Below are 24,053 nucleotides of genomic sequence, written 5' to 3'. Positions count from 1 at the left end.
CGCTTTCCCCCTTCCCCGCCTTTCCCCATCCCGGCTGTTGCAACACGGTTCGCGGATTCTGTTTCAGATGTAAGCACTTGCGTCAAACGTCCCATTGCCATCGAGCGATTGATAATATGAATCATCCGCTTTGGATTATGGAGAACGAACATGAAACGCAGCCTCCCCCTTGCTAGCCTGATCGCCCTCGGCGCCGTCGCTTTCGCACCGCTGCCGTCGATGGCGCAAACCGATGTGCAGGTGTATATCGGCTCGGCGCCGCCGGCCCCGCTGTACGAACGCGCGCCGGCCGTCCGCCGCGGCTATGTGTGGTCGCCCGGCTACTGGGAGTGGGGCGGGCGCCGCCACCACTGGATCCCCGGCAGCTACATCGTCGAGCGTCCGGGCTATGTGTATGCGCCCCCGGCATGGCAGCAGCGCGGTGGCCGCTGGTACATGCAGCAAGGCGGCTGGGCTCCGTACCGCGGCGACGGCTACTATGTGCGCAATGACGGCTACCAGCGCGTCTATTACGACCGCTACGACCGCTACGATCGCCACGACCGGCGCCAGGAATACCGTGGCCGCGACCGCGACCGCGACGGCATCCCGGACCGCTTCGAGCGCCGCGGCCGCGATTACGACCGCGACGGCATCCCGAACGCCCGCGACCGCGACCGCGACAACGACGGCATCCCCAACCGCTACGACCACGATCGCGACGGCGACGGCCGCCGCAACAGCCGCGACAGCAGCCCGGACAATCCCTACCGCCGCTGATTGTTTGGGACAAAAAGAAAAGCGCCTCGACAGAGGCGCTTTTTTCGTTCGCGGTCAGGCGCTTACGGTGCCGCCTTCCCCTTCAGGTGCTTGTCGAGGAAGGCCAGGATCTTCGCGCTGGCCTCGGCCTGGTTCTTCTTCTTCGAAAAACCGTGGCCCTCGTCGCCGAACACGATGTACTCGACTTCCACCCCATTCTTCTTCACCGCCTCGACCACCTCGTCGCTCTCCGGCTTGATGACGCGCGGGTCGTTCGCGCCCTGGATCACCATCAGCGGCTTGCGGATGTTCGAGGCATGGAACAGCGGCGAGGTGGCGATCAGGAATTCCTTGTCCTTGACCGGGTCGCCGATCTCGTCGTACAGGGCCTTGCGCTGCGACTCCCAGTAAGGCGGGATGCTTTCCAGCGTGCGCACCCAGTTGCTGACGCCGAAGATGTCGATGCCGACCTTGAACGCCTCCGGCCGGAAGGCCATCGCCGCCAGCGTCATGTAGCCGCCGTAGCTGCCGCCCATGATGCCGATGCGCTCGGGATCGACCCAGCCGAGGCTGGCGAGCCAGGTCTTGGCCTCGATGCAGTCCCACAGCGGCTCGCGGCCGTGCTTGCGGTCGTCCGCCGTGAAGAAGGTCTTGCCGTAGCCCGAACTGCCGCGGTTGTTGATGCCCAATACCGCATAGCCGTGGTTGACCAGGTATTGCACCTGGGCGCTGTAGCCGCGCATGGTCTGCCCGCCCGGACCGCCATGGACCAGCACCACGGCCGGCACCTTGTTCGTGTTCGACGCGCCCTTGGGCTTGTAGAAGATCGAGGGGATCACGGTGCCGTCGAACGACTTGAAGCGCACGACTTCGGCCTCGACCAGGTCGTCGGGGTCGATATCGCGGCTCAGGCTGCGCGTGAGCTGGACCGTCTTCTTGCTGCGCAGGTCGTGCACGTACAGGTTGTTCGGCGAGCGGTCGCCGTTGACGTAGAAGGCGACCAGGTTGCCGCTCGGGGAAAAGGTGGTCTGGCGGATCTCGCCGGCCAGTTTCGGCATCGGCACCGGCTTTTCGGCGCCGTTCCCCGCTGTCTCCATCACGCGCACCCGGATGCTGCCGTCCTCGTTGACGTAGCTGACGCGATGGCGGCCGTTGCGCGAATACCCGGTGCCGACCAGGTCCCAGTCGGCCTTTTCGACGTCGGTCACGGCGCCGGTCGCCAGGTCGTAGGCGCGCACGCGCATGAATTCGGCGCCGTCGTTGGTGGTAAACAGCAGGCGCTTCGATTCCGGGTCGAAGGCCTCGGCGCTGTAGCTGGCGGTCTCCTTGTGCGGCGACAGGTGTTTCGTCTGGCCGGTGGCGATCTCGTACAGGTAGATGTCGCTGTCGGCCGTGGTGTTCGGTTTGCCGAGCGCCAGCCAGCGGCCGTCGCGGCTGATGCTCTGCACGGTGCGGCCGGTGTCGTTCTGGTAGACCAGCGTGCGCGCATAGGTCTTCGCGTCGTAGCGGTACAGGTCGAAATAGCGCGGGTCGCGTTCGTTGGTCGCCACATAAAAGGCGTTGCCGTCCGGCTGCCAGCCGGCGAACGAGGCCTTGTGCTTGTCGCCCGGGGTCAGGTCGCGCTCGCTGCCGTCGAGTTCGCGCACGAACAGGTGGTTGCGCTCGTCGCCGCCCTTGTCGCGGGTGAACAGGATGCGGTCGTCGTTGTAGAAGAAGCCGACGGCATAGGTGCTGTCCGTGCTCGAACTGGTCAGCGCGCGCGGCGTGCCGCCCGTAACCGGCAGCACATAGGCATTGAAGATCCCCGACGCGTTGCTGCTGAACAGGATCTGCTGCTCGTCGCGGCTGAACGAGGCGCCCGTCACCGAGGTGGTCGCCATGAATTGTTCGATGGTGTAGCGCTTGGGCATTTTCTGCGCCGCCTTGGCGCTCGGCGCCTTGGCGGCGGCGTGGGACGGCAGCGCGGCGGCCAGGCAAACGGCCAGCGCGGAAAGACGAACGACGTGCTTGAAACGCATGGATTCTCCAGTTCTCGGGACGATGGACGTATTGACGCATTAACACAGCGCAAGTGTTGCAAGATTCACATGCGGTGTCAACGCGCATGGTGATCCGCGCTCAAATCCCCTATGCTGGCGGAATGACCGAACCCGACCACCTGCAAAACGCCGCCAACCGCGGCGAAATGGCTGCCGCCCGCAAGCTCGCCCTGCGCGCCGGGATCCCGCTGGAGCGCGCGCTGGCGGCGGTGCTGGAAGCGCGCGCCGGCGCCGCCGGCCTGCCGGCGCTGCTGGCCGAACGCCAGGCCCTGCGCCGGGCCGAAGCGGCGCGCCTGGCGCACAAGGCAGCCGTCCGCGCCGCCGCGGCCACCGCGCGCACGGCCCTGCACGCGGGCGCCCCCACTGCCTGGCGCGCCTGGTTCGACGGCTCGGCGCGGCCCAATCCGGGACGTTGCGGCATCGGCGGCCTGCTGCGCGGCCCAAGCGGCGAACTGGTCGAACTGTCGCGCGACGCCGGCCATGGCAACAGCAGCGAAGCCGAATACCTGGCGTTGATCGCGGTGCTGGAAGCGGCGCTCGCGCACGCGGCCTGGCCCCTGACCGTGTATGGCGACAGCCAGGTCGTCATCGGCGACGTCAACGGGCCGCCCGGCCAGGGCGCGGCGGCGCTGCAGCCCTACCGCGCGCGGGTCCATGCACTCCTTGCCCGGCTGCCGGACGTTACCCTGCGCTGGGTGCCGCGCCACCGCAACCTCGAGGCGGATGCGTTGTCGCAACGGGCCAGTGCAGCGGGCTGCCTGGACGCATAGGGCTGGCACAGGCCCATGCTAGACGGGTGAGAAAATGACTGTCGGAAATCTTTACAGCCGGCATTAACGCGAGCTTTGGATTCTTTTCAAGTGCTTGATTAATAAGATTTCTTTCCTGCTGGCACGCGTCTTGCTTGTATGTACGCATACTAACAACACCCGACTGTCCAACATGAAAACTCTGAACAAACTCGGCTGCGCCCTCGCCCTCGCCTTCGCCGCCATGGGTAGCGCCCAGGCTTCGGTATTGATGACCGACTGGGTGTTTAACCCGAATGGCGGCGGCTTCGAGAAAGGCCAGGTCATCGGTGAATATCTGGACATTAACGGCCAGGGTTTCATCCAGCTGACTCCTGCTGGTCCAGGTTCGTTCACCTTTACCGAACACGCGGTCTTCAACCTGACGCAGGCGGACAGCACCGGCAAGCTTTTCCCGACGACCTTCCCCGGCGGTAATATCTCGGCGATTTTCGAGGCGACCGGCAGCGGCAAATTGAACGGCTCTTTCCAGTTCACGAGCGGCACCATCCGCATGTACCAGAACCCGACGAATGGCCAGTACGGATCGACCGCCGGCATCTACGGCGCGAATCTGGGCAAGCAGATCGCCTACTTCGATGTCCTCGCCGGCGGCGGCGGCAATGTCGATGCCAACGGTAGCCCGATCAGCAACGGCCGCGTCACCGTGCACGCGGAAGCGGCTGCCGGTCAGCTGGCCCCAGGCTATTTCTTCAACAAGGACGGCGTCGACCTGTCGACCCAGCCGATGTTCGCGTTTGCCTTCACCAACGCCAACACGCTGAGCAACCCGAACTCGAAGGCAACCCCGAATCTGGTCAAGGAACTCGCTTGCCAGTTCGCGAACTTTACGGGTCCGGGCTGCCAGGGCAAGAGCGCCTACAAAGCCAAGATCGGCGAGCACTTCTTCATCGGCGGCAATGGCCAATTCAAGCTGGCGGAAGTGCCCGAGCCGGGTTCGGTCGCGCTGTTCGGCATCGCCCTGGCCGGCATCGGCGCCCTGCGCCGCCGCAAGGCAGCGTAACACCGCGTCAAGCATCGAAAAAGCCCGGCCGGATGCAGATCCGGCCGGGCTTTTTGTCGTCTCGCGCTCAGGCGCTCAGAACTTCAGTTCCAGCGTCGCCCGCACCGAGGGGCCGGCAGGGAAAGTCAGGTTGCGCACCACCAGGCTGCCGTTGTTCTCGAGGAAGCTGTGGCGGTTGCCGTAGTCCTGGCCCAGGATGTTCGACATCGCCACGCGCAGCTGCTGCTTCGGCGTGAACTTGTAGAGCGCATAGGCTTCGAGGTCGCGCCGGCCTTTCAGGAATGCGGTCTGGCGTTCGGACACCTGGATGGTCGCGTCCTGGCGCCAGGCCAGGCTGGCGCCGGTCGTCAGGTCGCCCTTCTTGTAGTCGATGCCGAGGTTGCCCGTCAGCGGCGCCTGGCCGTCGAGGCGGTTGTCCGGACCCGGCACCCCGTCCACCTTCGAGCGGTTGGCGCTGACGCTGGCGCGCAGGTCGATCGCCGGCGCATCCTGCATGATCGCCTTGAGCGGGAACTTGGTTTCCAGCTCCAGGCCACGCGTGACCGCCTGGCCGGCGTTGGTCGGCATCGCGACCCAGCGCGCGCCGTCGAAGCTGACCAGGTGGCGCGTATAGCCGTCGATGCGGCGCATCGAAGCGCTGATCGACACCAGCGCGCCCTGCGCCCAGTAATGCTCGTAGGAGGCGTCGAAGCCCAGCGCCAGCTCCGGTTTCAGGTTCGGGTTGCCGGAGAAATCGGGATCGGTCGAGCGGTTGTCGATCGAGGTCTGGCGGCGCGGCATCAGCTGCGGCAGCCCGGGCGCCTTGTAGGTGCGGGTGACGGCGAAGCGCACCTGGTCGCCCTTGGTTTCCGGGATCTTCCACAGGGTCTGCATCACCGGGCTCCACACGTTCGAGCTCGAACGCGAGGTGGCGAAGGTGTTGCCCGTGGCGCGGGTGCGGATGCCTTCCCAGCGCGCGCCGAGGTAGACCGACCAGCGCGGGGTCAGGTTCCATTCGTCCTGCGCATAGGCGGCAAAGCGCGTGACCTCGGCCTTGAACTGCTCGCCGTCCGGCAGGGACGGAAACACCGCGCGCCCGGCCTCGGTCTCGGTGCGCACGTCCTCGCGCACGCCCCAGCCGCCGTCCCAGCCCATGGCCAGCGAATGGCCCTCGAAGATCGTCTTGCTGAACTTGCCCACCGTGGTGGCGCCGACTTCATCGGCCTCGGTCAGGATATGGGTATCGAGCGCGCGCGCCGCGCCGGGCGGGGTCGAGCGCCGCTGGGTGGTCGTGTTCTGGCCGCCCACCACGCCCGCCTTGACGTCGAGCTTGGCGCCGCCGGCCATCTTGTGCACCCAGTTCAATTCGGTTCGCACGACATCGTTATCCGAGCGCATGCCGGAATCGGTGACCGGGAACGGGACGCCAGCGCCCTGGATGGTCTCGGTGGTTTCGTGGTTCTGGTTGCGAAAGCGCGCGACGTTGACGAAGGTCTGCGAGGTCAGGGTGTCGCCGTTCTCGAGGGTCCAGTTCAGGCGCGGCGCCAGGTTGAACAGGTTCATGCGCCCTTTTTCGTCGGCCTCGGTGGCGCGCGCCTGGGTGCGCGTGCCGGCGGCGTCGAAGCGCTCCTCGCCGGTCGGCACGGTACGCTCGTAGGACTCGTACATGACGCTGCCGGCGATCGCGTACGACATCTTGCCGAGCTTGTCGGAGAGCTGGAAATTCGCCGTCGGCCCCTGGAAACCGCCGCCTTCGCGCGCGCCGATCTTGAATTCGCGCTGGCCGCTGCGGATCGTCTTCTTGAGCACGATGTTGATGGTGCCGGCCACCGACTGGGTCGAGAACTCGGCGCTGGCCGCGCGCAGCACCTCGATGCGCTCGATGACGTCGGGCGAGAGCGAGTCGATCGAGAAGCCGGCAGGCGCGCGTTCGCCATTGATCAGGACCTGGGTATAGCCGGCGCCGAGACCGCGCATGCGGATTTCGCCGCCACGCCCGTTCGGGCTGCTGACCGTAATCCCCGGCACGCGCTTGAGCACGTCGGCGACGCTGGTGTCGCCGTATTTCGCGATTTCTTCCTGGCTGACGACGATCTTGGTGGCGGTGTCGTCGCGCCGCGGGTCATAGTTGTCCGCCGTGCCGCGCACCTCGACCTTCTGCATGCTTGCGGCGGGCGCGGCCTTGTCCTGGGCCGCGCTGGTGGCCGTGCTGCTCGTCTTGTTCGGGGGCGTTTCCTGGGCGTGCAAGGGGAAGGCGGCGGCAAGCAAGGCGCTGAGCACGGTCAGGCGCACTGGAGAAGAAATATACATATCTGGGAGACAAGTTTATGAGAACGTATTGTCCGTGAGTTTTTCCTGTTGTGGTTGCTTAGAGGCATATATTTTCGATATGCATGTTGGACGGGCGCGACCGCCCCGGGCCTGCGGGAAGCGATACGCTACACTCCCCCTTGATAGCGCCCGGCATAAACAATGATATGCACGGGCACAGCTGTTATTTATAATTCGCCATCGTCACAAGTAATAAAGGGCTGCCATCGTGTCCGACCGTTTCAAAGTACTGCCGCAATACGTCCTGCCCAAGCAGGCGCTGACTTCGTTCGCCGGCCGCGTCGCCGGCCACCGCGGCGGCGCAATGACAACCCGGCTGATCCGCTGGTTCGTGGCCAAGTACGGGGTCAACATGGACGAGGCGGCCAACTCCGACATCGCCAGCTACCCGAGCTTCAACGAATTCTTCACCCGCCCCTTGAAGGACGGGGTGCGTCCGCTGGCGCAGGCGGACTTCGTCTGCCCGGTCGACGGCGCGATCAGCCAGTTCGGCGCGATCGACGACCACCACATCCTGCAGGCCAAGGGCCACAAGTTCACCACCACCGAGCTGGTCGGCGGCGATGCCTCGCTGGCCGCGCACTTCCAGCACGGCAGCTTCGCCAACCTCTACCTGAGCCCGAAGGATTACCACCGCCTGCACATGCCCTGCGACGGCCGCCTGACGCGCATGATCTACGTGCCGGGCGCCCTGTTCTCGGTGAACCCGACCACGGCGCGCGGCGTGCCGGGCCTGTTCGCGCGCAACGAGCGCGTGGTGTGCGTGTTCGAGTCCGAGGAGTTCGGCACCTTCGTGATGGTGCTGGTCGGCGCCACCATCGTCGGCAGCATGGCCACCGCCTGGCATGGCGTGGTCAATCCGCAGCGCCTGGGACGCATCGCCGAATGGACCTACGAATCGCAGCCGGTCGTGCTGAAAAAGGGAGAAGAGATGGGCCGCTTCCTGCTGGGCTCGACCGTGGTGATGCTGTTCAAGGAAAACACGATCGCGTTCAATCCGGAATGGGCGCCCGAGCGCAAGGTGCGCCTGGGCGAGATGATGGGCAAGCGCCCGGCCTGAATCGGCCTTGTACGGGCTGCGGCGCGTTGACGCGTGGGGTCATTGAGGCCGGGCGCCTCAATGACAAAGCCCACCCTACGCTTCCTCGCAGAACACTTCTTCCATCATGTCGAGGAAGGCGCGGGTCTTGGCCGGCATCAGGCGCCGTCCCGGGAACACGGCCCAGCCGGTGGCGGGCGGCAAGTCCCATTCGGGCAGCACCCGCACCAATTCCCCCTTCTTCACCAGCGGCAGCGCGAACAGTTCGGAGCTGGCCGCAATCCCTGCCCCGCTGCAGGCGATGCGCGCCAGCAGGTCGGGCGAGTTCGCCGTCAGGCGCGCCGGCAGCGCGCGTTCCCAGCGCGTCTTGCCGCGCGTGAGTACCCAGGGAGAGGCGCCGCCGCTGCGGCTGAGCAGGCAGAGCACGTCGTGCGCGAGCAGGTCGTCGGGATGCTCGGGCAGTCCGCGCAGCGCCGTATAGCAGGGCGAGGCGTACAGGCCGAAGCGCTGCAGGGTAACGCGGCGCGCGTGGAGCGAGCTGTCGTCCGGCAGGTCGCCCATGCGGATCGCGATGTCGAAGCTCTCCGCCACCAGGTCGACCCGGCGCGGCGACAGGTCCAGTTCCACGCTGACCGCCGGATAGCGCTCGAGGAAACGGGCGATCATCGCGCTCATGCCGAGGTTGGCGAAATCGGCCGGCAGCGAGATGCGCAGGCGCCCGCTGGGCGCGCCCTGGCGGTGCTGGGCCAGCGCGCCGGCCGCTTCCGATTCTTCCAGTACGCGCCGCGCGTGTTCCAGCAGGCTGGCGCCGAATTCGGTCAGCACCAGCTTGCGCGTGGTGCGCTGCAGGAGCCGCTCGCCGAGCCGGCTTTCCAGCAGCGAGATGCGCCGCGAGACGGTCGACTTCGGCAGCTGCACCCGTTCCGCGGCGCGGCTGAAGCTGCCCGCCTCGACGATGCGGGCGAAGAGCAGCAGGTCATTCGGTTCGACTTCCATAATTGTTCCACTGGCTGAATAATGTTATCCATTCTAGCGGCTTCCTAGTTGTTTTTGGAATTGATAAACTGGCTTCCATTGACTCACCAACCAATCAAGAAGGAAGCGACATGAACATCCTGCAAATCACCTCCAGCCTGCGCGGCGCCGAATCCGAGTCGACCCGCGTCGCCAACAGCATCGTCGCCAAACTGGTGGCGGCCAACCCGGGTGCCACGGTCGTGACCCGCGACCTGGCGCGCGATCCGCACCCGCAGCTCGACGAAGCGGCGCTCGGCGCCCTGTTCACCCCGGCCGACCAGCGCACTGCCGAGCAGGCGGCCCGCGTCGCCCTCGACGACGCCCTGATCGCCCAGGTGCAGGCAGCCGATGCCGTGGTGATCGGCGCGCCGATGTACAACTTCGGCATTCCGGTGCAGCTGAAAAGCTGGTTCGACGCCATCGCCCGTGCCGGCGTGACCTTCCGTTATACCGAGAGCGGTCCGGAAGGCCTGCTGAAGAACAAGAAGGTATTCGTGGCCACCGCGCGCGGCGGCGTCTACCCGCTCGACGCCGACCCGCAGGTGCCGTTCGTGCGCATGCTGCTGAACTTCCTGGGCATGACCGACCACAGCTTCGTGTACTCGCCGGCCCAGTCGATGGGACCGGAAGCCTCGGCCCAGGGCCGTTCGGAGGCCGACGCCGCCGTCGCCGCCCTGGCCTGAGGCGGCAGGCACCTACGCTGACACCGACATCGACATCGACAAGGAGCACATCATGAGCGCATCGCCCAAGCCGGACGCCGTCACCCGCAGCCGCGGCGTCGAACGCCTGATCGCCGGCCAGTTCGTCATGGACGGCGCCGGCGTGAAGATCAACCGTGTCCTGACCGCGCCGCTGCAGCAGCGCCTCGATCCCTTCCTGATGCTCGATGCCTTCGGCAGCGACAAGGCCGGCGACTACATCGCCGGCTTCCCCGAGCACCCGCACCGCGGCTTCGAAACCGTCACCTACATGCTGGCCGGGAGCATGCGCCACCGCGACAGCGCCGGCAACGAAGGCCTCGTCACCGATGGCGGCGTGCAGTGGATGACGGCCGGGCGCGGCGTGATCCATTCCGAGATGCCGGAGCAGACCGAGGGGCTGATGGAGGGCTTCCAGCTGTGGCTGAACCTGCCCGCCAGGGACAAGATGCGCGCGCCCTGGTACCGCGACATCCCGAATGCGGAAGTGCCGCGCTTCACCCTGGACAACGGCGTCACCGTGCAGGTGATCGCCGGCGCCAGCCACGGCGTGGCGGGCGCGGTCCAGCGCGAGGTCACCGAGCCGCTCTACCTCGACGTCGCGCTGCCGGCCGGCGCCAGCTTCGAGCAGGCCCTGCCAGAGGGGCATAACGCCTTCGTCTACGTGTTCCGCGGCGAAGCCGTGGTGGCCGGGCGCGGGGTGGCGCAGTCGAAGATGGCGATCCTCGACAATGCGCCCGGCGCGGACGGCGTGGCGATCAAGGCCACGACGGACACCCGCCTGCTGCTGCTGGCGGGACGCCCCTTGAAGGAGCCGGTCGCCCAGTACGGCCCGTTCGTCATGAACACCCAGCGCGAACTGCAGCAGGCGGTGGAAGACTTCCGCGCCGGGCGCTTCGGCGCCTGATTCCCGGCAGCGCGAACGCTTTACGCGCGGCTGGGCGGTCGATGGACCGCCCGCCGCGTTTCTGCTTGCGTTACACTTCCGGCATGCGCCCTTCCCGCCTCCATCCGCCATGCCCCTGATGCCCGTCCTGCTCGACCTGCTCTCGCGCGCGAGCCATGCGCTGGGCTTCGAGACCATCGACCGCTTCCCGGCCGGCCACCCGTACGCGCGCACGCGCTGGGACCGCGCCTGGTTCGACATCGCCTCCGACCTCAAGCCCGATGCCATCGAACGCCGGCTGTGCGAGTCGATCGCGAACACGCCCTCGGTGTTTGCCTATATCCAGAACCCGACGCCGGCCATGCAGCGCACCCTGCTCGGCCTGATCGACACGCGCCTGCGCCGCTCCTGCGGCGCGCCGACCGACCTGGTGGCGCTGCTGGTCGACGCCTACCGCAGCCCGCACACCCTCGAAGCGCGGCCCGGCCTGCGCGCCGCCATCGAGGCGACCGCCGGCCAGGACATGCGCGCGCGCGTGCATGCGACGCTGGCCTTCCTGGGCGCGATGCCGGCCGCCTTCGACGTCATCGAGGCGCAAGACTAAGGGAAACCAGGTTGCTCGGCACGTAGCGCTCGCGCAGCGCCATGAAGGGCGTCTCGACCAGGCGGTACAGGAGCCAGCCCGACACCACGGAGAGCGCCAGCAGCGCTGCGATCGCGACCGGGGTCTGCGGGCCGTAGCCGAGCCGTTCGAGGAGCGGCGCGCCGATCGCGCAGGCGCCGCGGTGGGTCAGGTAGATTGCATACGACCAGATCGCCAGCCGGCCCGCGCCAGGCACCCGCAGGCCGCGCAGGAGCGAATTGTTCGACAAGGCCGCCAGGATCGCCAGGCCGAAGCCGAGCGCCAGCAGCGGGTAGCCGAACACGGTCGCGGCAAAGCCATAGCGGTCGCCGAGCAGCAGCCAGAAGGCAGGCGCGAGCACGGCCAGCGCCGCCAGCAGCCAGCGGTTGCCGTGGCTGGTCAGGCGCGACCAGGCCAGCGGGTGCCGGTTCTTCAGCAGCGCGAGCGCGACCCCGGCCACCAGCTCGTCGAGCCTGCATAAGCTCGAGTAATAAATAAGCTTGTAATAGAAGTAAGTCCCATACTCCTGCCCGTCCACGTGCGCCGACCACAGCTGCGCGCGCAAGAGCATGCCTGCCGCGACCACGAAGGCGATTGCGCCCCAGGCCGCGCCCATGCGCAGGCGCAGCCCCGCGCCGAGGATGGCCAGCGCCGGCAGCAGCAGGTAAAACTGTTCTTCGATGGCGAGCGACCAGCTGTGCGAGAAGGCCGTGCCCGGCGCCAGCCCGAGGTTCTGGGTGAAGCTCAGGTAGCGCCACAGGGGCGCCAGCGGGCCGTCCTCGCGAAACGCCGGCCACATGAAATAGATGGCGAGGATGACCAGGTAGTTCGGCAGCGTGCGCAGCAGCCGGCGCGCATAGAAATTTTTCAGCGAAAGCCCGCCGTCGGCCGTCAAGGCGGCAAAGATCTGGTTGCCGATCAGGTAACCCGACAGGGCAAAGAACAGGTCGACCCCGACCCAGCCGATACGGCCGACCCAGCCGAAGGTATGGTCGTCGTTCGAGACGAACAGCGTGTAATGGTGCAGCACCACGAGCGTGACGGCGAGCGCACGCAAGGTATCGAGGCCGTGCAGGCGCGGGCTGCGGGTTGTCGTCATGGTATGGCTGGGAAAAAGGAGTGGCGGATGATGCCATGCCCGCTCCACATCGGCCAGGGTTTCCCGATAAAATGGCGGCACTGAAATTTCCTTGGGTCACTTAGCATGAGCGCCGCACCGAACCTGCAATTCAAATTCGTCAACTATACCGGGATGCAGGAAGGTCCGAGCGTGATCATCATGGGCGCGACCCATGGCAACGAAATCTGCGGCACGGAAGCGATCAAGCGCGTCATGGCCGAGCTCGACAGCGGCGCGCTGCGCATCAAGGCCGGCAGCGTCACCTTCGTGCCGATCGTCAATCCGCTCGCTTACGCCAAGAACGAGCGCAACGGCGACCGCAACCTGAACCGCAACCTGTTCCCGAAAGACGACCCGCAAGACTTCGAGGACCGCATCGCCAACTGGCTGTGCCCGCTGCTGGCCCAGCACGACGTGCTGCTCGACCTGCACTCCTTCAATGCCGCCCACGGCGAGCCCTTCGTGATGGTTGGCCCGGTCGACAACGAGGGTCCGCTCGAGCCCTTCCGCCATGCGGAGAAGGAACGCGCGCTGGCGCGCCGCCTCGGCGTGCGCCGCTTCGTGACCGGCTGGATGGCGGCCTATGGCGGCGGCGTGCAGCGCCGTACCCGCGGCAACGCGGCCGAACTGGAAACCGTGCTGCGCTACGGCGTCGGCACCACCGAATACATGCGCACCACCGGCGGCTACGCGCTGACCCTGGAATGCGGCCAGCATACCGACCCGCAGGCACCGGAGGTGGCCTACCGCGCCATCATGAATACCCTGGCGCACCTGAAGCTGATCGACGCGCCGGAACCGGAGCCGGTCCCCTTCGAGGAAATGGAAGCGCTGCAGATGGTGGTGGTGCACGACAAGCAGGACGCCGCCGATGCCTTCGTCAAACCCTGGGCCAGCTTCGACCCGGTCAGCGAGGGCGAGCAGATCGGCACCCGCGCCGACGGCACCCCGGTCGTGGCGGAGTTTTCGGGCCGCATCCTGTTCCCGGACGCGAAAGCCGGCGCCAACTCGGAATGGTATTACCTGACCCGCCCGAATCCGCAGTTCGGGCGCGACTGAACCGCCAGCACAGCCATCGCCGACAAAACAGGGCCCACACGTGCATCACCGCTTTCCCGACGTTTCGCCCTTCCATGCGCTGATCAACGGCATCGACTGGAGCGCCTCGCCGCTCGGCCCCGTGGCGCGCTGGCCGCTCGCGCTGCGCGCCAATACCAACCTGATGCTGGAGGCCCTGGTGCCGATGTCGATCGTCTGGGGCCCGCAGCGTATCCTGCTCTACAACGAGGCCTATACCCGCTTCCTGGGCGACAAGCATCCGTGGGCGCTGGGCCGTCCGCTGGACCAGGTCTGGCCCGAGATCTGGGACCGGATCGGGCCCCTGGTCGACCGCGCGCGCGGCGGCGAAGCCTTCCACCTGGAAGACCTCTCGCTCCCCATCGAGCGCGACGGCAAGCTGCAGCCGGCCTGGTTCACCTTCTTCTATTCGCCGGTGCGCGACGATGCCGGCCAGCTGGCCGGGATGTGCAGCACCGTGGTCGAGACCACCAGTCGCATGCTCGCCGAACAGCACGCACTGCAGCTCAACCGCACGCTGGAGGAGCGCGTCGCCAGCGGCACCGCCGACCTGCGGCGCAGCCAGGCCCACCTCGAGTCGCTGTTCGAGCAGACCGCGGCCGGCATCGCCGAGACAGCCCTCGACGGACGCGTGCTGCGCGCCAACCAGACCTTCTGCCGGATCGTCGGCCGCACCCACGACGAGGTCGCGGGCATGCCGCTCGAAGCCCTGGTGCACCCCGAGGACCTGGAGGAAAACCTGGCGCTGTTCCGGGGCATGGTCGCCAAGGCCGAGCCGTTCGAGATCGAAAACCGCTATCTCCGCCCGGACGGCACGACGGTCTGGGTCGCCAAGACGGTGACCCCGATCGTCGAATCGGGTGGGGAATCGCGGGTCGGATCGAACCTCGGCGCGCCCACCAGCATCCTGGCCAACGTGGTCGACATCACCCCGCGCAAGGAAGCGGAGCTGCTGCTGCGCGCGAATGCCGAGCGCCTGCGCCTGGCGCTCGATGCGGCCAGCCTCGGCATCTGGAGCTGGGACGTGGCCGACGAACAGCCGCGCTGGGAAAACGACCGCCTCTACGAGATGGTGGGGATTGCGCGCAGCGCCGAGCCGGTCGACACCGTACGCCTGCTGGCCGAGCTGATCCACCCGGACGACATCGCGCCCTACCAGGCGGCGATGGCGCGCGCACTCGAGACCGGCGAAGCCTTCCGCTTCGAGGGACGGTTCTACCGCGCCTCGGACCGCGCGCTGCGCTGGTTCGAGTTCACCGGCGCCCTGCACCGCGACGAGGCCGGGCGCGTGCTGCGCATGGTCGGGACCACGGCCGACGTCACCGAGCGCCGCCTGGTGCAGGACCGGCTGCAGACGCGCGAGGAGCGCTACCGCACGCTGCTGACGTCGATCGACGAAGCCTTCTGCGTCATCGAACTGCTCGTCGACGCCAGCGGCGCCATCGCCGACCACCGTTTCGTCGAGGTGAACCCGGCGTTCGAGCGCCACACGGGATTGAAGGACGTGGTCGGCAAGACCATCCGCGAGCTCGCCCCCGGCGTGCAATCGATCTGGAGCGAACACTACGCGCGGGTGTCCGCCAGCGGCGAACCGCTGCGCGTGGTCCAGTACGAAGCGGCGCTGGGGCGCTGGTTCGACGTCTTCATCGCCAAGGCCGACGCCAGGGTCGGCAACCGGGTCGCGGTCGTCTTCCGCGACATCAGCGAGCAGCGCCGCGCCGACGAGGACCTGCGCGCGCTGGCGGCCGACCTTGCCCAGGCCAACCGCCGCCAGAGCGAATTCCTGGCCACCCTCGCCCACGAGCTGCGCAACCCGCTGGCGCCGATCAAGACCGGCCTCGACCTGATGCGGCTCAGCCCCGGTGACCCGGCCGCCGCCGCGCGCGTGCGCGCCATGATGGAGCGCCAGACCAACCACCTGATCCACCTGGTCAACGACCTGCTCGACCTGGCCCGGGTCCAGAGCGGCAAGATCGAACTCCAGAAGGCGCGGGTGGCGCTGCAGGACATCGTCCGCAGCGCGGTCGAGACGGCGCTGCCGCTCATCGACAGCAAGCGCCATGCGTTCCGGGCGCAGCTGCCCGAGGCCCCGCTGCTGCTCGACGCCGATGCCAACCGGCTGGCGCAGGTGATCGGCAACCTGCTGGCGAATGCGGCCAAGTACACGCCGCCGGGCGGCAGCATCGTGCTGTCGGCCCGGCAGGAGGGCGACGCGGTGCGGATCGACGTCAGCGACAACGGCATCGGCCTGCCGGCCGACGCCCTGCCGACCCTGTTCGAGATGTTCAACCAGGGCCGCCACGGCATGGACTATGCGCAGGGCGGCCTGGGCATCGGACTGAACCTGGTGCGGCGCCTGACCGAGAAGCATGGCGGCAGCGTCAGCGCCGCCAGCGAGGGCGCGAACCGCGGCAGTACCTTCACGCTGCGCCTGCCGCTGGCGCCCGCCGGGCCGGCGCCCGGAGCGAGCCCGGCCCTGCCCGCGGCGCCGGCACAGACAGAGGCACCGGCACCTGGGCGCTGCCTGCGCATCCTGGTCGCCGACGACAACCAGGACGCCGCCGACCTGCTGGCCCAGCTGCTGCAATCGCAGGGTCATGCGGTGCGCACGGTCCACGACGGCAGCGCGGCGCTCGCGGCGGCGCAGGCCGAGGTGCCGGACCTGGCCCTGCTCGACATCGGCATGCCGGGCCTGACCGGCTACGAAGTGGCGAGCGCCTTGCGCAAGCTGCCGGCCCTGCGCCACACGGTGCTGGCCGCGGTCACGGGCTGGGGCGCCCAGCACGACCGGGCGCGCGCGCGCGAAGCCGGCTTCGACCATCACATGACCAAGCCGGTCGACTTCCAGAACCTGGACAGGCTGCTGGCGCGCATCCTGGACGGGCGCCGGGCCAAGCGCGCCTGACAAAACGCCGATGGCTGCGTTGCATCGTCTCGCCGTACACGCGTACTGTCTTCGACGATACGCCTTGCCCTCGGCTTTTTGTCAGACGCTCGAGGGTGGGAAGGGCGCGCCGGTTGTACGCGGCGCGCCTTTTGGTGGATAATTCGCAGCATGAACGATACCGCAACCCTCCCCCCGCTCCCAGACCGGCTCTCGATCGACCCGAGCAGCCCTTTCCATAACCGCGACGTGTTCCAGCACGAAGTCGGCATCCGCTTCAACGACAAGGACCGCCACGACGTCGAAGAGTACTGCCTCAGCGAAGGCTGGATCAAGGTTGCCGCCGGCAAGACGCTCGACCGCAAGGGCAAGCCGATGCTCATCAAGCTCAAGGGCAAGGTCGAAGCCTTCTACCGCTAAGCCGCCACGGCACCCGGTAAATGACAACAAGGGCGCTCCGGATCCTCCCGGAGCGGCCTTTTTCATGCCCGAACGTAGGGTGGACACCCGTGTCCACCACATCGGCGCCGCCCCGGCCCGACCTGCCTCAGGCCGGCGTCAACAGCTTCAGCCCCGCAATCCCGAGCGCGATCAGGCCGATCGAGCCGATGCGCAGGGCGCCGGCGGGCTCGCCCAGCATCACCATCCCGAACGCGGCCGTGCCGATGGTGCCGATGCCGGTCCAGACTGCGTAGGCCGTGCCCAGCGGCAGGTGGCGCAGGGCCAGCCCGAGCATGCCTACGCTGGCGAGCATCGCCAGCAGCGTGAACGCCGTCGGGATCGGCCGCGTGAAGCCTGCCGTGTATTTCAATCCGACTGCCCACGCCACTTCCAGCAGTCCCGCCACTACCAAATAAATCCAGCTCATCTCGGCCTTTCGGGCATTGCCCTTTTTAAAATGGGCGCGAGTATAGCACCGCGCGGCGGGCGCTACGGCGTACTGAACGGATGGCTGGCCGGCAGGGTAGGCGTGAGCCGCCAGCGCGCGCCGTAAATACAATTCTGTCATGCATTGTTTCTACTGGAGCAAGCATTCCACTCATGCTATTCTTGCGCGACTTTCAAGACATCAACGCATTCCCCGCTCGCGGCTCCCGTTGGCGGCCCCCGCTCACAAGGAACGAATCGACTATGTTTGCACCTCGCATCATGGCGCTGGCCATTGCCTCCGCCCTCGCCTTCGGCGCCACCGCCCATGCCGCGCCCGCGCCCGCGCGGGCCGAGAACGCCTACCTGTCGCAGCAGGACGCCGCCGCCCGTGCCGCGCGCGTGTCGAACGTCGATTACGCGCTCGAATTCACGCTGACCGGCCAGCCGGGCTTCAGCGGCGTCACCACCGCCAGCTTCGACCTGGCCGACAACGCATCGCCGCTGACGATCGACCTCGACAAGGCCACCGTGAAATCGGTCACCGTCAACGGCAAGCAGGTGCAAGCGAAGTACAACAACTGGTTCGTGACGATTGCCGCCGCCGACCTGGTCCAGGGCCGCAACACCGTCGTCATCGCCTACGAGCGCCTGCACAGCACCAACGGCGAAGGCCTGCACCGCATGGTCGACCCGGTGGACGGCCGCGTCTACACCTATTCGCACTTCGAACCGGCCGCCGCGCACCAGATGTTCGCCGTGTTCGACCAGCCCGACCTGAAGGCGACCTACCAGGTCACGGCGACCGCCCCGGCCGACTGGCAGGTGGTCACGACCACGCGCGAGAGCGCGATCGAGAACGCCGGGGCCATGCGCCGCTGGATCTTCCCGAAGACCAAGAAGCTGAGCCCGTACAATTTCTCGTTGCACGCCGGCCCGTACAAGGTGTGGGAAGACAAGAGCGGCAAGTATCCGATGCGCCTGTTCGCGCGCCAGTCGGTGGCTGCCCAGGTGACGCCGGAAGACTGGTTCCGCTACACCAAACAGGGGCTGGCCTTCTTCGACGACTATTTCGGCATCGCTTATCCGTTCGAGAAATACGACCAGCTGCTGGTGCCGGACTTCCTCTACGGTGCCATGGAAAACGCCGGCGCGATCACGTTTGCCGAAGCACGCTTCCTGCACAAGGCCAAGATGACGGACGCCCAGCGCCAGTCGCTGGCCTCGGTCATCATGCACGAGATGGCCCACCAGTGGTTCGGCGACCTGGTCACCATGCAATGGTGGAACGGATTGTGGCTGAACGAAAGCTTCGCCTCCTTCATGGGCACGCTCGCCACGGCTGAAGCGACCGAGTTCAAGGACGCCTGGCAGAGCTTCTACTCGGGCGGCAAGCAGGCCGCCTATGTCCAGGACCAGAAGGTCACCACCCACCCGATCGAAGTGCCGGTGCCTTCGACCCTGAACGCCTTCGACAACATCGACGCGATCACCTATTCGAAAGGCGCGTCGACCCTGGTCCAGCTGCGCCACCTGCTCGGGCCGGACACCTTCCGCAAGGGGGTGCACAATTACCTGACCAGGTATTCGTACAAGAACGCGAAACTGGAAGACTTCATCGGCAGCCTGGGCCAGGCGGCCGGGCGCGACCTGTCCGGCTGGACGCGCGACTGGCTGTACCAGGCGGGCGTGAACACGATCGCCGCCAACTTTACCTGCGCCAATGGCAAGGTCGGCGCGTTCACGCTCAAGCAGACGGCGCCGAGCCGCGCCCTGCCGACGCTGCGCGAGCAGCGCGTGCAGGTGGCGACATTCAAGCTCGACGGCGGCAAGCTGACGCCGCTGCAGGTGGTGCCGGTGACCTACAAGGGCGCCAGCACCAAGGTGTCCGGCCTGGGCGGCAGCGCCTGCCCGGACCTGGTCTACCCGAACTACCAGGACTGGGGCTTCGTGAAGGTGCAGCTCGACAAGCGCTCGTTCGAGACCGCGCGCGCCAACCTGTCCGGTGTCGACGACGCCCTGCTGCGCAGCATGCTGTGGCAGAGCCTGTGGGACGGCGTGCGCGACGCCACGCTGCCGCTCGACGAATTCATCAAGACCGCGCTCGTCAACGCGCCGCTGGAAAAGGATTACACGCTGCTCGGCGACGTGCTCGGCAAGGTGACCATGGCGCGCGAGTACATCGACCTGATGGGCGTGCAATCGGCCTGGGCCACGCAAACCCGCGCCGCGCTCGAGCAGATGGCGTGGAATGGCGTGCTGGCCTCGAAGGGCAACGACAACTTCCAGCGCCGCTGGTTCGGCAGCTACGTGAGCCTGTCCAGCACCCCGGCCGCGCTCGACCGCCTGGCCGGCATCGTCGACGGCACCGTGCCGGTGGAAGGCATGGCCATCAACCAGGACTTGCGCTGGGCCATCATCCGCCAGCTGAACCGCTACGGCCATGCAGGCAGCGCTGCGCGCATCGATGCCGAACTCAAGCGCGACAATTCGGACGCCGGCCAGGCTGCCGCGCTGGCCGCCACGGTCAGCCGGCCTGACCCGGCCGTCAAGACGCAATGGCTGGGCACGGTCGAAGACCTGCAGACCAAGTTGCCGTTCTCGAAAGTGCGCACGGCCATCAACAACCTGTATCCGGCCGACCAGAAGCAGCTGGGCGAACAGACAGCGGCCAAGCGCCTGGCGCAGCTGCCTGCCCTCGACAAGGCGGCCGGCCCGGTCTACATGCGCGCCTATGCCGGCAACCTGATCCCGACCGGCTGTACCCCGGCCAGCGTCAAGCGCCTGGACGCGGCCGTCGCGCGCATGAAGGACCTGTCGGCCGGCACCCGCCGCTCCTTGCTGGACGCCCAGCAGGAAGACCAGCGCTGCGTGCGCATCAAGCAGGCCATGACGGCGCCGAAGTAAGCGGCGCATGAGCCGGGCAGCACGGGGCGGCGTTCCGGGCCGGGTTCCGGGTGGCGCTTCGGACGTGTTTCCGGCCGTGTTTCCGAAGCGGCCGTGGACGCCGCTCGCGCTGAGCCTGGGCCTGCACCTGCTGCTGGTGCTGGCCTGGCGCGGCGCCACACAACCAAAGCCCATCGCCACGAGGCCACCGCACGCGCCGGCCTTCGTCCTCGTGCAGCCGCTTGCCAGCCCCGAACTGTCGCACGAGGCGCGCCGGGCCGCCTCCGAGCGGCCGCGTCCGCACAAGCCCGCGGCGGCAGCCACGGTTGCGCCGCCGCCGCCCGTCACCCCCAGACTCCGCTCCGAACCGGAACCGGTCGGCCAGGCGCCGGCGGACGAGGATGCATCCGCACATGCATCTGCATCCGCATCTGCGTCCGAACCCGCACCCGGCCCCGCCTCCGCACCCGGCGACCTGCTTGCCACCTCGAAGGCCATGGCCGGCAGTGTGGACCGCGCGCTGCGCAACGGTTCCAGCCCGATCACGGCCGAGCCCGACCGGAAATGGGAACGTTTCGCCCAAGCCTTTGCGGCAGCGCGCAAGGACGGCGGCAACACCGTCACGCTCGACAGTTATACGGCGCCCGATGGCGTCATCACCTACCGCAAGACCGTGGGCGGCCGGGTGTCCTGCTACCGCAGCGGCAGCGCCGGGGGCCCTGCGACCGTTTTCGGCCGCCCGCTCGACAACCAGGGGGCCGGTAACGTGCCCTGCCCGACAGGCGTGCGCTGGACCCGCCAGTGACGCTGTTTGCTCTGTTTGCTCTGTTTGCTCTGTTTGCTCTGTTTGCTCACTCCCGATTCCTTTCGCCTGAAGTTGCCCTCAGTGTCCGCCACGCTCCCGTGCCGCGCATGACTCGGCCATGCGGCGCCACGCGCCGCTCGCGCCGCATTCTGTTGCCGGATACTCCCCGAGTACACGGCCGATATCGCGTGCTGCCAGTTCGTTCACGGTGACGCCGCGGTTGATCGGCAGGCAGAGCGCGTCGTGCCAGGCCGCCGCATAACCGCGCGGGGTGGGCAGCGGCCCGCGCAGCCTGACGGCCGTTTCCTCGCATTCGGCCCGGCTGCGATAGACGCCGCGCAGGCTGCTGCCTTCGAGCGTGACGTCGAGATGCACTTGCAGGTAGAGCAGCAGGACGATCGTAAACATGCATGTTGGACGCGCGGGCAGCGGTCCGGTTCGGCGCGCACGCCTGAGGTGGATCAGGCCGGGCGCCGCGGCGGCGGCGCTTAGTGTGAGCCAACCATGAAAGGACAGCCATGCCCAAACTGATTACCTGGAACATCCAGTCGGCCCGCAGCGCAGGCGGCGGAGCCGACCCTGGCCACGTCGTCGCCACGCTCGACCGTTTTTCCGAGTTCGACGTCCTCTGCCTGCAGGAAGTGGCATGCGGGCTCAACGCCCGCGACGGTTCGCGCCTCGAGGACCAGTTCGCCGAGCTGGGCGCGCGCCTGCCGGGCTACAGCGCCAGCTGGAGCGCGCCGCTCGATACGCTCGGGCCCGACGGCAGCCGCGGCCAGCTCGGGACGGCGGTGTTTTCGCGCTATCCCGTGCTGCAGGTGCTGCGCCATTCGCTGCCCTGGCCGGCCGACCCGCAGGTGATGAGCATTCCCCGCGCCGCCGTCGAAGTCACGCTCGCCACCCCGAACGGGCTGCTGCGCGTGGTCGCGGTCCACCTCGAGTATTTCTCGAGCCTCCAGCGCGGCGCCCAGGTCGACCGCCTGCGCGAGCTGCACCGCGAGGCGGTGACGCACGCGCGCCGGCCGCGCCCGGGAGCGCCGGACGGCGGCGCCTTCGCCTACGTGCCGCGCGCGGCGCCGGCAGTGCTGATGGGCGACTTCAACATGCTGCCCGACTCGCCCGAGTACGCCCGGCTGCTGGCGCCCTTCACGGACGGCACGCCGGCCCTGCGCGACGCCTGGCGCCTGGCGCAGCCGGGGCGGCCACATGCGCCTACCGTCGCCGTGCACGCCGCCGGGCCCGATGCCGGCCAGCCGTTCACCTTCGATTTCGCCTTCGTCAGCACCGATCTCGCCGGCCGCGTGCGGCGCGTCCAGGTCAATGGCGCCAGGACCGGGTCCGACCACCAGCCGCTGCTGCTCGAACTCGGCTAGCCCTGAGCCCGCAAGCGCGGCAGGCGCCGGGCCAAGCGGCTAGAATGGCGGTTTTGCCGGCAGCCGGGCTGCCGCCAGTTTCGAAGGAAGCGATTTGACCTGGGATTTTCCGCAACCGTTCACGCTGCCGCTGGCGCCCGGCGCCGACGACATCGATGGACTGAACCATACCAACAACGCCGTCTATGTACGCTGGTGCGAACAGGTCGGCTGGGCCCACTCGGAAGCGCTGGGCCTGGGCATCGACGACTACCGGCGCCTGGACCGCGCGATGGCGATCCGGCGCAGCGAATACGATTACATCCTGCCCACGCTGCTGGGCGAAGCGCTGCTGCTGGCGACCTGGCTGGTCGGCGGCGACGGCAAGCTGTCGATGGAGCGCCGCTTCCAGCTGGTGCGCGAAAGCGACGGCGCGACGGTGCTGCGCGGACGCTGGGAGCTGGTCTGCATCGACATCAGCGGCGGCCGGCCGCGGCGCATGCCGCCGGAATTCCTCGCCGCGTATATGCCACAGATCGTGCCACAGATCGTGCCACAGACCGGGCCGGTCGCGCCCCGCGCTGGGCCGGTCTGAGCCATACATGGGCTCCTGCATGGCACCTTGAGCCTGCTCAAAGGCAAACTTGAGCGAACGGGGCCGGGCGACGTTCGCGCCGAGGGACACTTGACTGGTGTCCGCCGTCCACGAGGAACGCCATGTCCTGCCCAGCCGTTCGACCCGCCAACCCCGTTTTCGCAGTGCTGCTCTGCGCTCTCCTGCTGCTGCCGGGCGGCTGCCGCCTGCGCGACGGCTCCTCCGAGCAGCTGGTGATTCCCGAGCTCGTGCGCACCAACCTGTACGTCGCGCCCGGCGGCTCGGACGCCAACCCGGGCACCCAGGCCGAGCCCTTCCGCACCATCAAGCGGGCGGCCCAGGTCGTCACCCCCGGCACCACGGTCTACGTCGCGCCGGGCCAGTACACGGGCGGCTTCCGGACCACCGTCAGCGGCACCCAGGAGGCGCGCATCATCTTCCAGTCGATGGAGCGCTGGGCCGCGAAGATCGTCCCGCCGCTCGATTCGAACACCACCAGCGCCTGGGACAACCGCGGCAGCTTCGTCGACATCGTCGGCTTCGAGGTCGACGGCACCCACTACCAGAGCGGCAACAAATGGCTCAGCGGCATCTATAACGGCGGCTCGCACAACAGCATCCGCCAGAACCACGTGCACCACGTCGGCCTGGATGTTCCCTGCGAAAGCGCGGGCGGTTCCGGCATCGGCGTCGACAGCTATTACAAGGGCAAGCACGCCGAGGTGATCGGCAACAACGTGCACGACATCGGCCCCGGCGACTGCCGCTACCACCACGGCATCTACGTCAGCACCCAGGCCCGGGTGCGCAACAACCTGGTCTACCGGGTGTCGGGCGCCGGCATCCACCTGTGGCACGACGCGCACCGGGTCGACATCACCGGCAACACGGTCTCGACTTCCGGCTCGGGCATCGTCGTCGGCGGCGGCGACTTCTACTATTCGAAGGGGCCGAACGACTACACGGTAGTGGCGAACAACATCGTGTTCGACAACAAGCACGGCATCCTGGAGCAAGGGGCAACCGGCGACAACAACCGCTACGAACACAACCTCGTGTTCCAGAACGCCGTCGCCGACTGGCGCCTGTCTCCCGGGCGCCAGCATGTCGGCACGATCGCCGAGGCGCCCGCCTTCGTCGAGTACAGCCGCACCGGCACTCCGGACTTTCGCCTGAGCGCAAAATCGCCCGCCATCGGCAAGGGCGCGGCGCTCGATCCCGAACAGGATTTCCAGGGCAAGCCACGCACCAAGTCCACCGGCTACGACATCGGCGCCTTCCAGCACTGAGTTGCGCACCGGCC

21 protein-coding genes are annotated in these 24,053 nt (G+C 67.6%); 15 read left to right on the top strand and 6 right to left on the bottom strand.

Features of this window, described 5'->3' with window-relative positions; genetic code table 11:
- The first annotated feature begins 150 nt into the window (after positions 1-150).
- Positions 151-759: a YXWGXW repeat-containing protein gene (locus ACFPAH_RS11505; RefSeq protein ID WP_379744936.1), complete on the top strand. Its 609-nt coding sequence runs from the start codon at positions 151-153 to the stop codon at positions 757-759.
- A gap of 62 nt (positions 760-821) precedes the next feature.
- Here the strand turns inward: ACFPAH_RS11505 and ACFPAH_RS11500 are convergent, their stop codons facing one another.
- Complete coding sequence (locus tag ACFPAH_RS11500) at positions 822-2,756, bottom strand: prolyl oligopeptidase family serine peptidase (RefSeq protein ID WP_379744934.1); 1,935 nt, start codon at positions 2,754-2,756, stop codon at positions 822-824.
- Between the two features lie 122 nt (positions 2,757-2,878).
- Here ACFPAH_RS11500 and ACFPAH_RS11495 point away from each other — a divergent pair, with 122 nt between their 5' ends.
- The gene (locus ACFPAH_RS11495) at positions 2,879-3,547 is read left to right on the top strand and encodes a ribonuclease HI family protein (protein WP_379744931.1); all 669 of its coding nucleotides are present in this window, start codon (positions 2,879-2,881) and stop codon (positions 3,545-3,547) included.
- A 172-nt stretch (positions 3,548-3,719) separates the two neighbouring features.
- Positions 3,720-4,589 carry a flocculation-associated PEP-CTERM protein PepA gene (gene pepA, locus ACFPAH_RS11490; RefSeq protein WP_379744928.1) on the top strand — a complete coding sequence of 290 codons (870 nt, stop codon included), beginning with the start codon at positions 3,720-3,722 and terminating at the stop codon, positions 4,587-4,589.
- A 75-nt stretch (positions 4,590-4,664) separates the two neighbouring features.
- Here pepA and ACFPAH_RS11485 read toward each other — a convergent pair whose 3' ends face one another.
- Positions 4,665-6,878 carry a TonB-dependent receptor plug domain-containing protein gene (locus ACFPAH_RS11485; RefSeq protein ID WP_379744925.1) on the bottom strand — a complete coding sequence of 738 codons (2,214 nt, stop codon included), beginning with the start codon at positions 6,876-6,878 and terminating at the stop codon, positions 4,665-4,667.
- Positions 6,879-7,107: 229 nt separating this feature from the next.
- On the opposite strand from ACFPAH_RS11485, the gene asd reads away from it, so the two are divergent.
- Positions 7,108-7,959 (top strand): archaetidylserine decarboxylase, encoded by an 852-nt coding sequence (asd, locus tag ACFPAH_RS11480; RefSeq protein WP_379744922.1) that lies wholly within the window; start codon positions 7,108-7,110, stop codon positions 7,957-7,959.
- A 75-nt stretch (positions 7,960-8,034) separates the two neighbouring features.
- Here asd and ACFPAH_RS11475 read toward each other — a convergent pair whose 3' ends face one another.
- A complete protein-coding gene (locus ACFPAH_RS11475; RefSeq protein WP_379744919.1) occupies positions 8,035-8,934 on the bottom strand; it encodes a LysR family transcriptional regulator in 900 nt (299 codons plus the stop codon).
- Positions 8,935-9,044: 110 nt separating this feature from the next.
- On the opposite strand from ACFPAH_RS11475, the gene ACFPAH_RS11470 reads away from it, so the two are divergent.
- From ACFPAH_RS11470 to ACFPAH_RS11460, 3 genes are all read left to right on the top strand, one after another.
- On the top strand, positions 9,045-9,638 hold the full coding sequence (locus ACFPAH_RS11470) for an FMN-dependent NADH-azoreductase (protein WP_379744916.1): 594 nt from the start codon (positions 9,045-9,047) through the stop codon (positions 9,636-9,638).
- A 52-nt stretch (positions 9,639-9,690) separates the two neighbouring features.
- The gene (locus ACFPAH_RS11465) at positions 9,691-10,563 is read left to right on the top strand and encodes a pirin family protein (RefSeq protein WP_379744913.1); all 873 of its coding nucleotides are present in this window, start codon (positions 9,691-9,693) and stop codon (positions 10,561-10,563) included.
- 109 nt (positions 10,564-10,672) lie between these two features.
- Positions 10,673-11,146, top strand: a complete 474-nt coding sequence (locus ACFPAH_RS11460) for a hypothetical protein (RefSeq protein ID WP_379744910.1) — start codon at positions 10,673-10,675, stop codon at positions 11,144-11,146.
- On the opposite strand, the gene ACFPAH_RS11455 is transcribed toward ACFPAH_RS11460, so the two are convergent.
- On the bottom strand, positions 11,127-12,263 hold the full coding sequence (locus ACFPAH_RS11455; RefSeq protein ID WP_379744907.1) for an acyltransferase family protein: 1,137 nt from the start codon (positions 12,261-12,263) through the stop codon (positions 11,127-11,129). The two genes, ACFPAH_RS11460 and ACFPAH_RS11455, sit on opposite strands and share 20 nt — an antisense overlap.
- 105 nt (positions 12,264-12,368) lie before the next feature.
- On the opposite strand from ACFPAH_RS11455, the gene ACFPAH_RS11450 reads away from it, so the two are divergent.
- The 3 genes from ACFPAH_RS11450 (at position 12,369) to ACFPAH_RS11440 (ending at position 16,665) form a co-directional block, all read left to right on the top strand.
- Positions 12,369-13,343: a succinylglutamate desuccinylase/aspartoacylase domain-containing protein gene (locus ACFPAH_RS11450; protein ID WP_379744904.1), complete on the top strand. Its 975-nt coding sequence runs from the start codon at positions 12,369-12,371 to the stop codon at positions 13,341-13,343.
- A gap of 40 nt (positions 13,344-13,383) precedes the next feature.
- Positions 13,384-16,266, top strand: coding sequence for a PAS domain S-box protein (locus tag ACFPAH_RS11445; RefSeq protein ID WP_379744901.1), 2,883 nt, complete (start codon positions 13,384-13,386; stop codon positions 16,264-16,266).
- Positions 16,267-16,416: 150 nt separating this feature from the next.
- On the top strand, positions 16,417-16,665 hold the full coding sequence (locus ACFPAH_RS11440) for a DUF3297 family protein (protein WP_379744899.1): 249 nt from the start codon (positions 16,417-16,419) through the stop codon (positions 16,663-16,665).
- A gap of 127 nt (positions 16,666-16,792) precedes the next feature.
- Here ACFPAH_RS11440 and sugE read toward each other — a convergent pair whose 3' ends face one another.
- Positions 16,793-17,113 carry a quaternary ammonium compound efflux SMR transporter SugE gene (sugE, locus tag ACFPAH_RS11435; RefSeq protein ID WP_379744896.1) on the bottom strand — a complete coding sequence of 107 codons (321 nt, stop codon included), beginning with the start codon at positions 17,111-17,113 and terminating at the stop codon, positions 16,793-16,795.
- A 263-nt stretch (positions 17,114-17,376) separates the two neighbouring features.
- On the opposite strand from sugE, the gene pepN reads away from it, so the two are divergent.
- The gene (gene pepN / locus ACFPAH_RS11430) at positions 17,377-20,019 is read left to right on the top strand and encodes an aminopeptidase N (RefSeq protein ID WP_379744893.1); all 2,643 of its coding nucleotides are present in this window, start codon (positions 17,377-17,379) and stop codon (positions 20,017-20,019) included.
- Between the two features lie 7 nt (positions 20,020-20,026).
- Positions 20,027-20,803, top strand: coding sequence for a hypothetical protein (locus ACFPAH_RS11425; RefSeq protein WP_379744890.1), 777 nt, complete (start codon positions 20,027-20,029; stop codon positions 20,801-20,803).
- A gap of 78 nt (positions 20,804-20,881) precedes the next feature.
- On the opposite strand, the gene ACFPAH_RS11420 is transcribed toward ACFPAH_RS11425, so the two are convergent.
- The gene (locus ACFPAH_RS11420; RefSeq protein WP_379744887.1) at positions 20,882-21,211 is read right to left on the bottom strand and encodes a hypothetical protein; all 330 of its coding nucleotides are present in this window, start codon (positions 21,209-21,211) and stop codon (positions 20,882-20,884) included.
- A 110-nt stretch (positions 21,212-21,321) separates the two neighbouring features.
- Here ACFPAH_RS11420 and ACFPAH_RS11415 point away from each other — a divergent pair, with 110 nt between their 5' ends.
- From ACFPAH_RS11415 to ACFPAH_RS11405, 3 genes are all read left to right on the top strand, one after another.
- Positions 21,322-22,176 carry an endonuclease/exonuclease/phosphatase family protein gene (locus tag ACFPAH_RS11415; protein WP_379744884.1) on the top strand — a complete coding sequence of 285 codons (855 nt, stop codon included), beginning with the start codon at positions 21,322-21,324 and terminating at the stop codon, positions 22,174-22,176.
- A 94-nt stretch (positions 22,177-22,270) separates the two neighbouring features.
- The gene (locus ACFPAH_RS11410; protein WP_379744881.1) at positions 22,271-22,750 is read left to right on the top strand and encodes an acyl-CoA thioesterase; all 480 of its coding nucleotides are present in this window, start codon (positions 22,271-22,273) and stop codon (positions 22,748-22,750) included.
- A 122-nt stretch (positions 22,751-22,872) separates the two neighbouring features.
- Complete coding sequence (locus tag ACFPAH_RS11405) at positions 22,873-24,039, top strand: right-handed parallel beta-helix repeat-containing protein (RefSeq protein ID WP_379744878.1); 1,167 nt, start codon at positions 22,873-22,875, stop codon at positions 24,037-24,039.
- Positions 24,040-24,053 lie beyond the last annotated feature (14 nt).

The organism is Massilia sp. GCM10023247 (genome assembly GCF_042653325.1).
Taxonomy (GTDB): domain Bacteria; phylum Pseudomonadota; class Gammaproteobacteria; order Burkholderiales; family Burkholderiaceae_D; genus Telluria.
Note: the sequence above shows the minus strand (reverse complement) of the source record. Positions and strands in the feature narration are given on the sequence as shown.

What these genes read in the sequence shown, in the direction of transcription:
- ACFPAH_RS11465 (WP_379744913.1), top strand. Translation starts at nt 9,691, where the DNA reads ATGAGCGCATCGCCCAAGCCGGACGCCGTCACCCGCAGCCGCGGCGTC.
- pepA (WP_379744928.1), top strand. Translation starts at nt 3,720, where the DNA reads ATGAAAACTCTGAACAAACTCGGCTGCGCCCTCGCCCTCGCCTTCGCC.
- pepN (WP_379744893.1), top strand. Translation starts at nt 17,377, where the DNA reads ATGTTTGCACCTCGCATCATGGCGCTGGCCATTGCCTCCGCCCTCGCC.
- ACFPAH_RS11425 (WP_379744890.1), top strand. Translation starts at nt 20,027, where the DNA reads ATGAGCCGGGCAGCACGGGGCGGCGTTCCGGGCCGGGTTCCGGGTGGC.
- ACFPAH_RS11450 (WP_379744904.1), top strand. Translation starts at nt 12,369, where the DNA reads ATGAGCGCCGCACCGAACCTGCAATTCAAATTCGTCAACTATACCGGG.
- ACFPAH_RS11470 (WP_379744916.1), top strand. Translation starts at nt 9,045, where the DNA reads ATGAACATCCTGCAAATCACCTCCAGCCTGCGCGGCGCCGAATCCGAG.
- ACFPAH_RS11440 (WP_379744899.1), top strand. Translation starts at nt 16,417, where the DNA reads ATGAACGATACCGCAACCCTCCCCCCGCTCCCAGACCGGCTCTCGATC.
- ACFPAH_RS11495 (WP_379744931.1), top strand. Translation starts at nt 2,879, where the DNA reads ATGACCGAACCCGACCACCTGCAAAACGCCGCCAACCGCGGCGAAATG.
- ACFPAH_RS11460 (WP_379744910.1), top strand. Translation starts at nt 10,673, where the DNA reads ATGCCCCTGATGCCCGTCCTGCTCGACCTGCTCTCGCGCGCGAGCCAT.
- ACFPAH_RS11415 (WP_379744884.1), top strand. Translation starts at nt 21,322, where the DNA reads ATGCCCAAACTGATTACCTGGAACATCCAGTCGGCCCGCAGCGCAGGC.
- ACFPAH_RS11505 (WP_379744936.1), top strand. Translation starts at nt 151, where the DNA reads ATGAAACGCAGCCTCCCCCTTGCTAGCCTGATCGCCCTCGGCGCCGTC.
- ACFPAH_RS11455 (WP_379744907.1), bottom strand. Translation starts at nt 12,263, where the DNA reads ATGACGACAACCCGCAGCCCGCGCCTGCACGGCCTCGATACCTTGCGT.
- ACFPAH_RS11405 (WP_379744878.1), top strand. Translation starts at nt 22,873, where the DNA reads ATGTCCTGCCCAGCCGTTCGACCCGCCAACCCCGTTTTCGCAGTGCTG.
- ACFPAH_RS11500 (WP_379744934.1), bottom strand. Translation starts at nt 2,756, where the DNA reads ATGCGTTTCAAGCACGTCGTTCGTCTTTCCGCGCTGGCCGTTTGCCTG.
- sugE (WP_379744896.1), bottom strand. Translation starts at nt 17,113, where the DNA reads ATGAGCTGGATTTATTTGGTAGTGGCGGGACTGCTGGAAGTGGCGTGG.
- ACFPAH_RS11420 (WP_379744887.1), bottom strand. Translation starts at nt 21,211, where the DNA reads ATGTTTACGATCGTCCTGCTGCTCTACCTGCAAGTGCATCTCGACGTC.
- ACFPAH_RS11475 (WP_379744919.1), bottom strand. Translation starts at nt 8,934, where the DNA reads ATGGAAGTCGAACCGAATGACCTGCTGCTCTTCGCCCGCATCGTCGAG.
- ACFPAH_RS11485 (WP_379744925.1), bottom strand. Translation starts at nt 6,878, where the DNA reads ATGTATATTTCTTCTCCAGTGCGCCTGACCGTGCTCAGCGCCTTGCTT.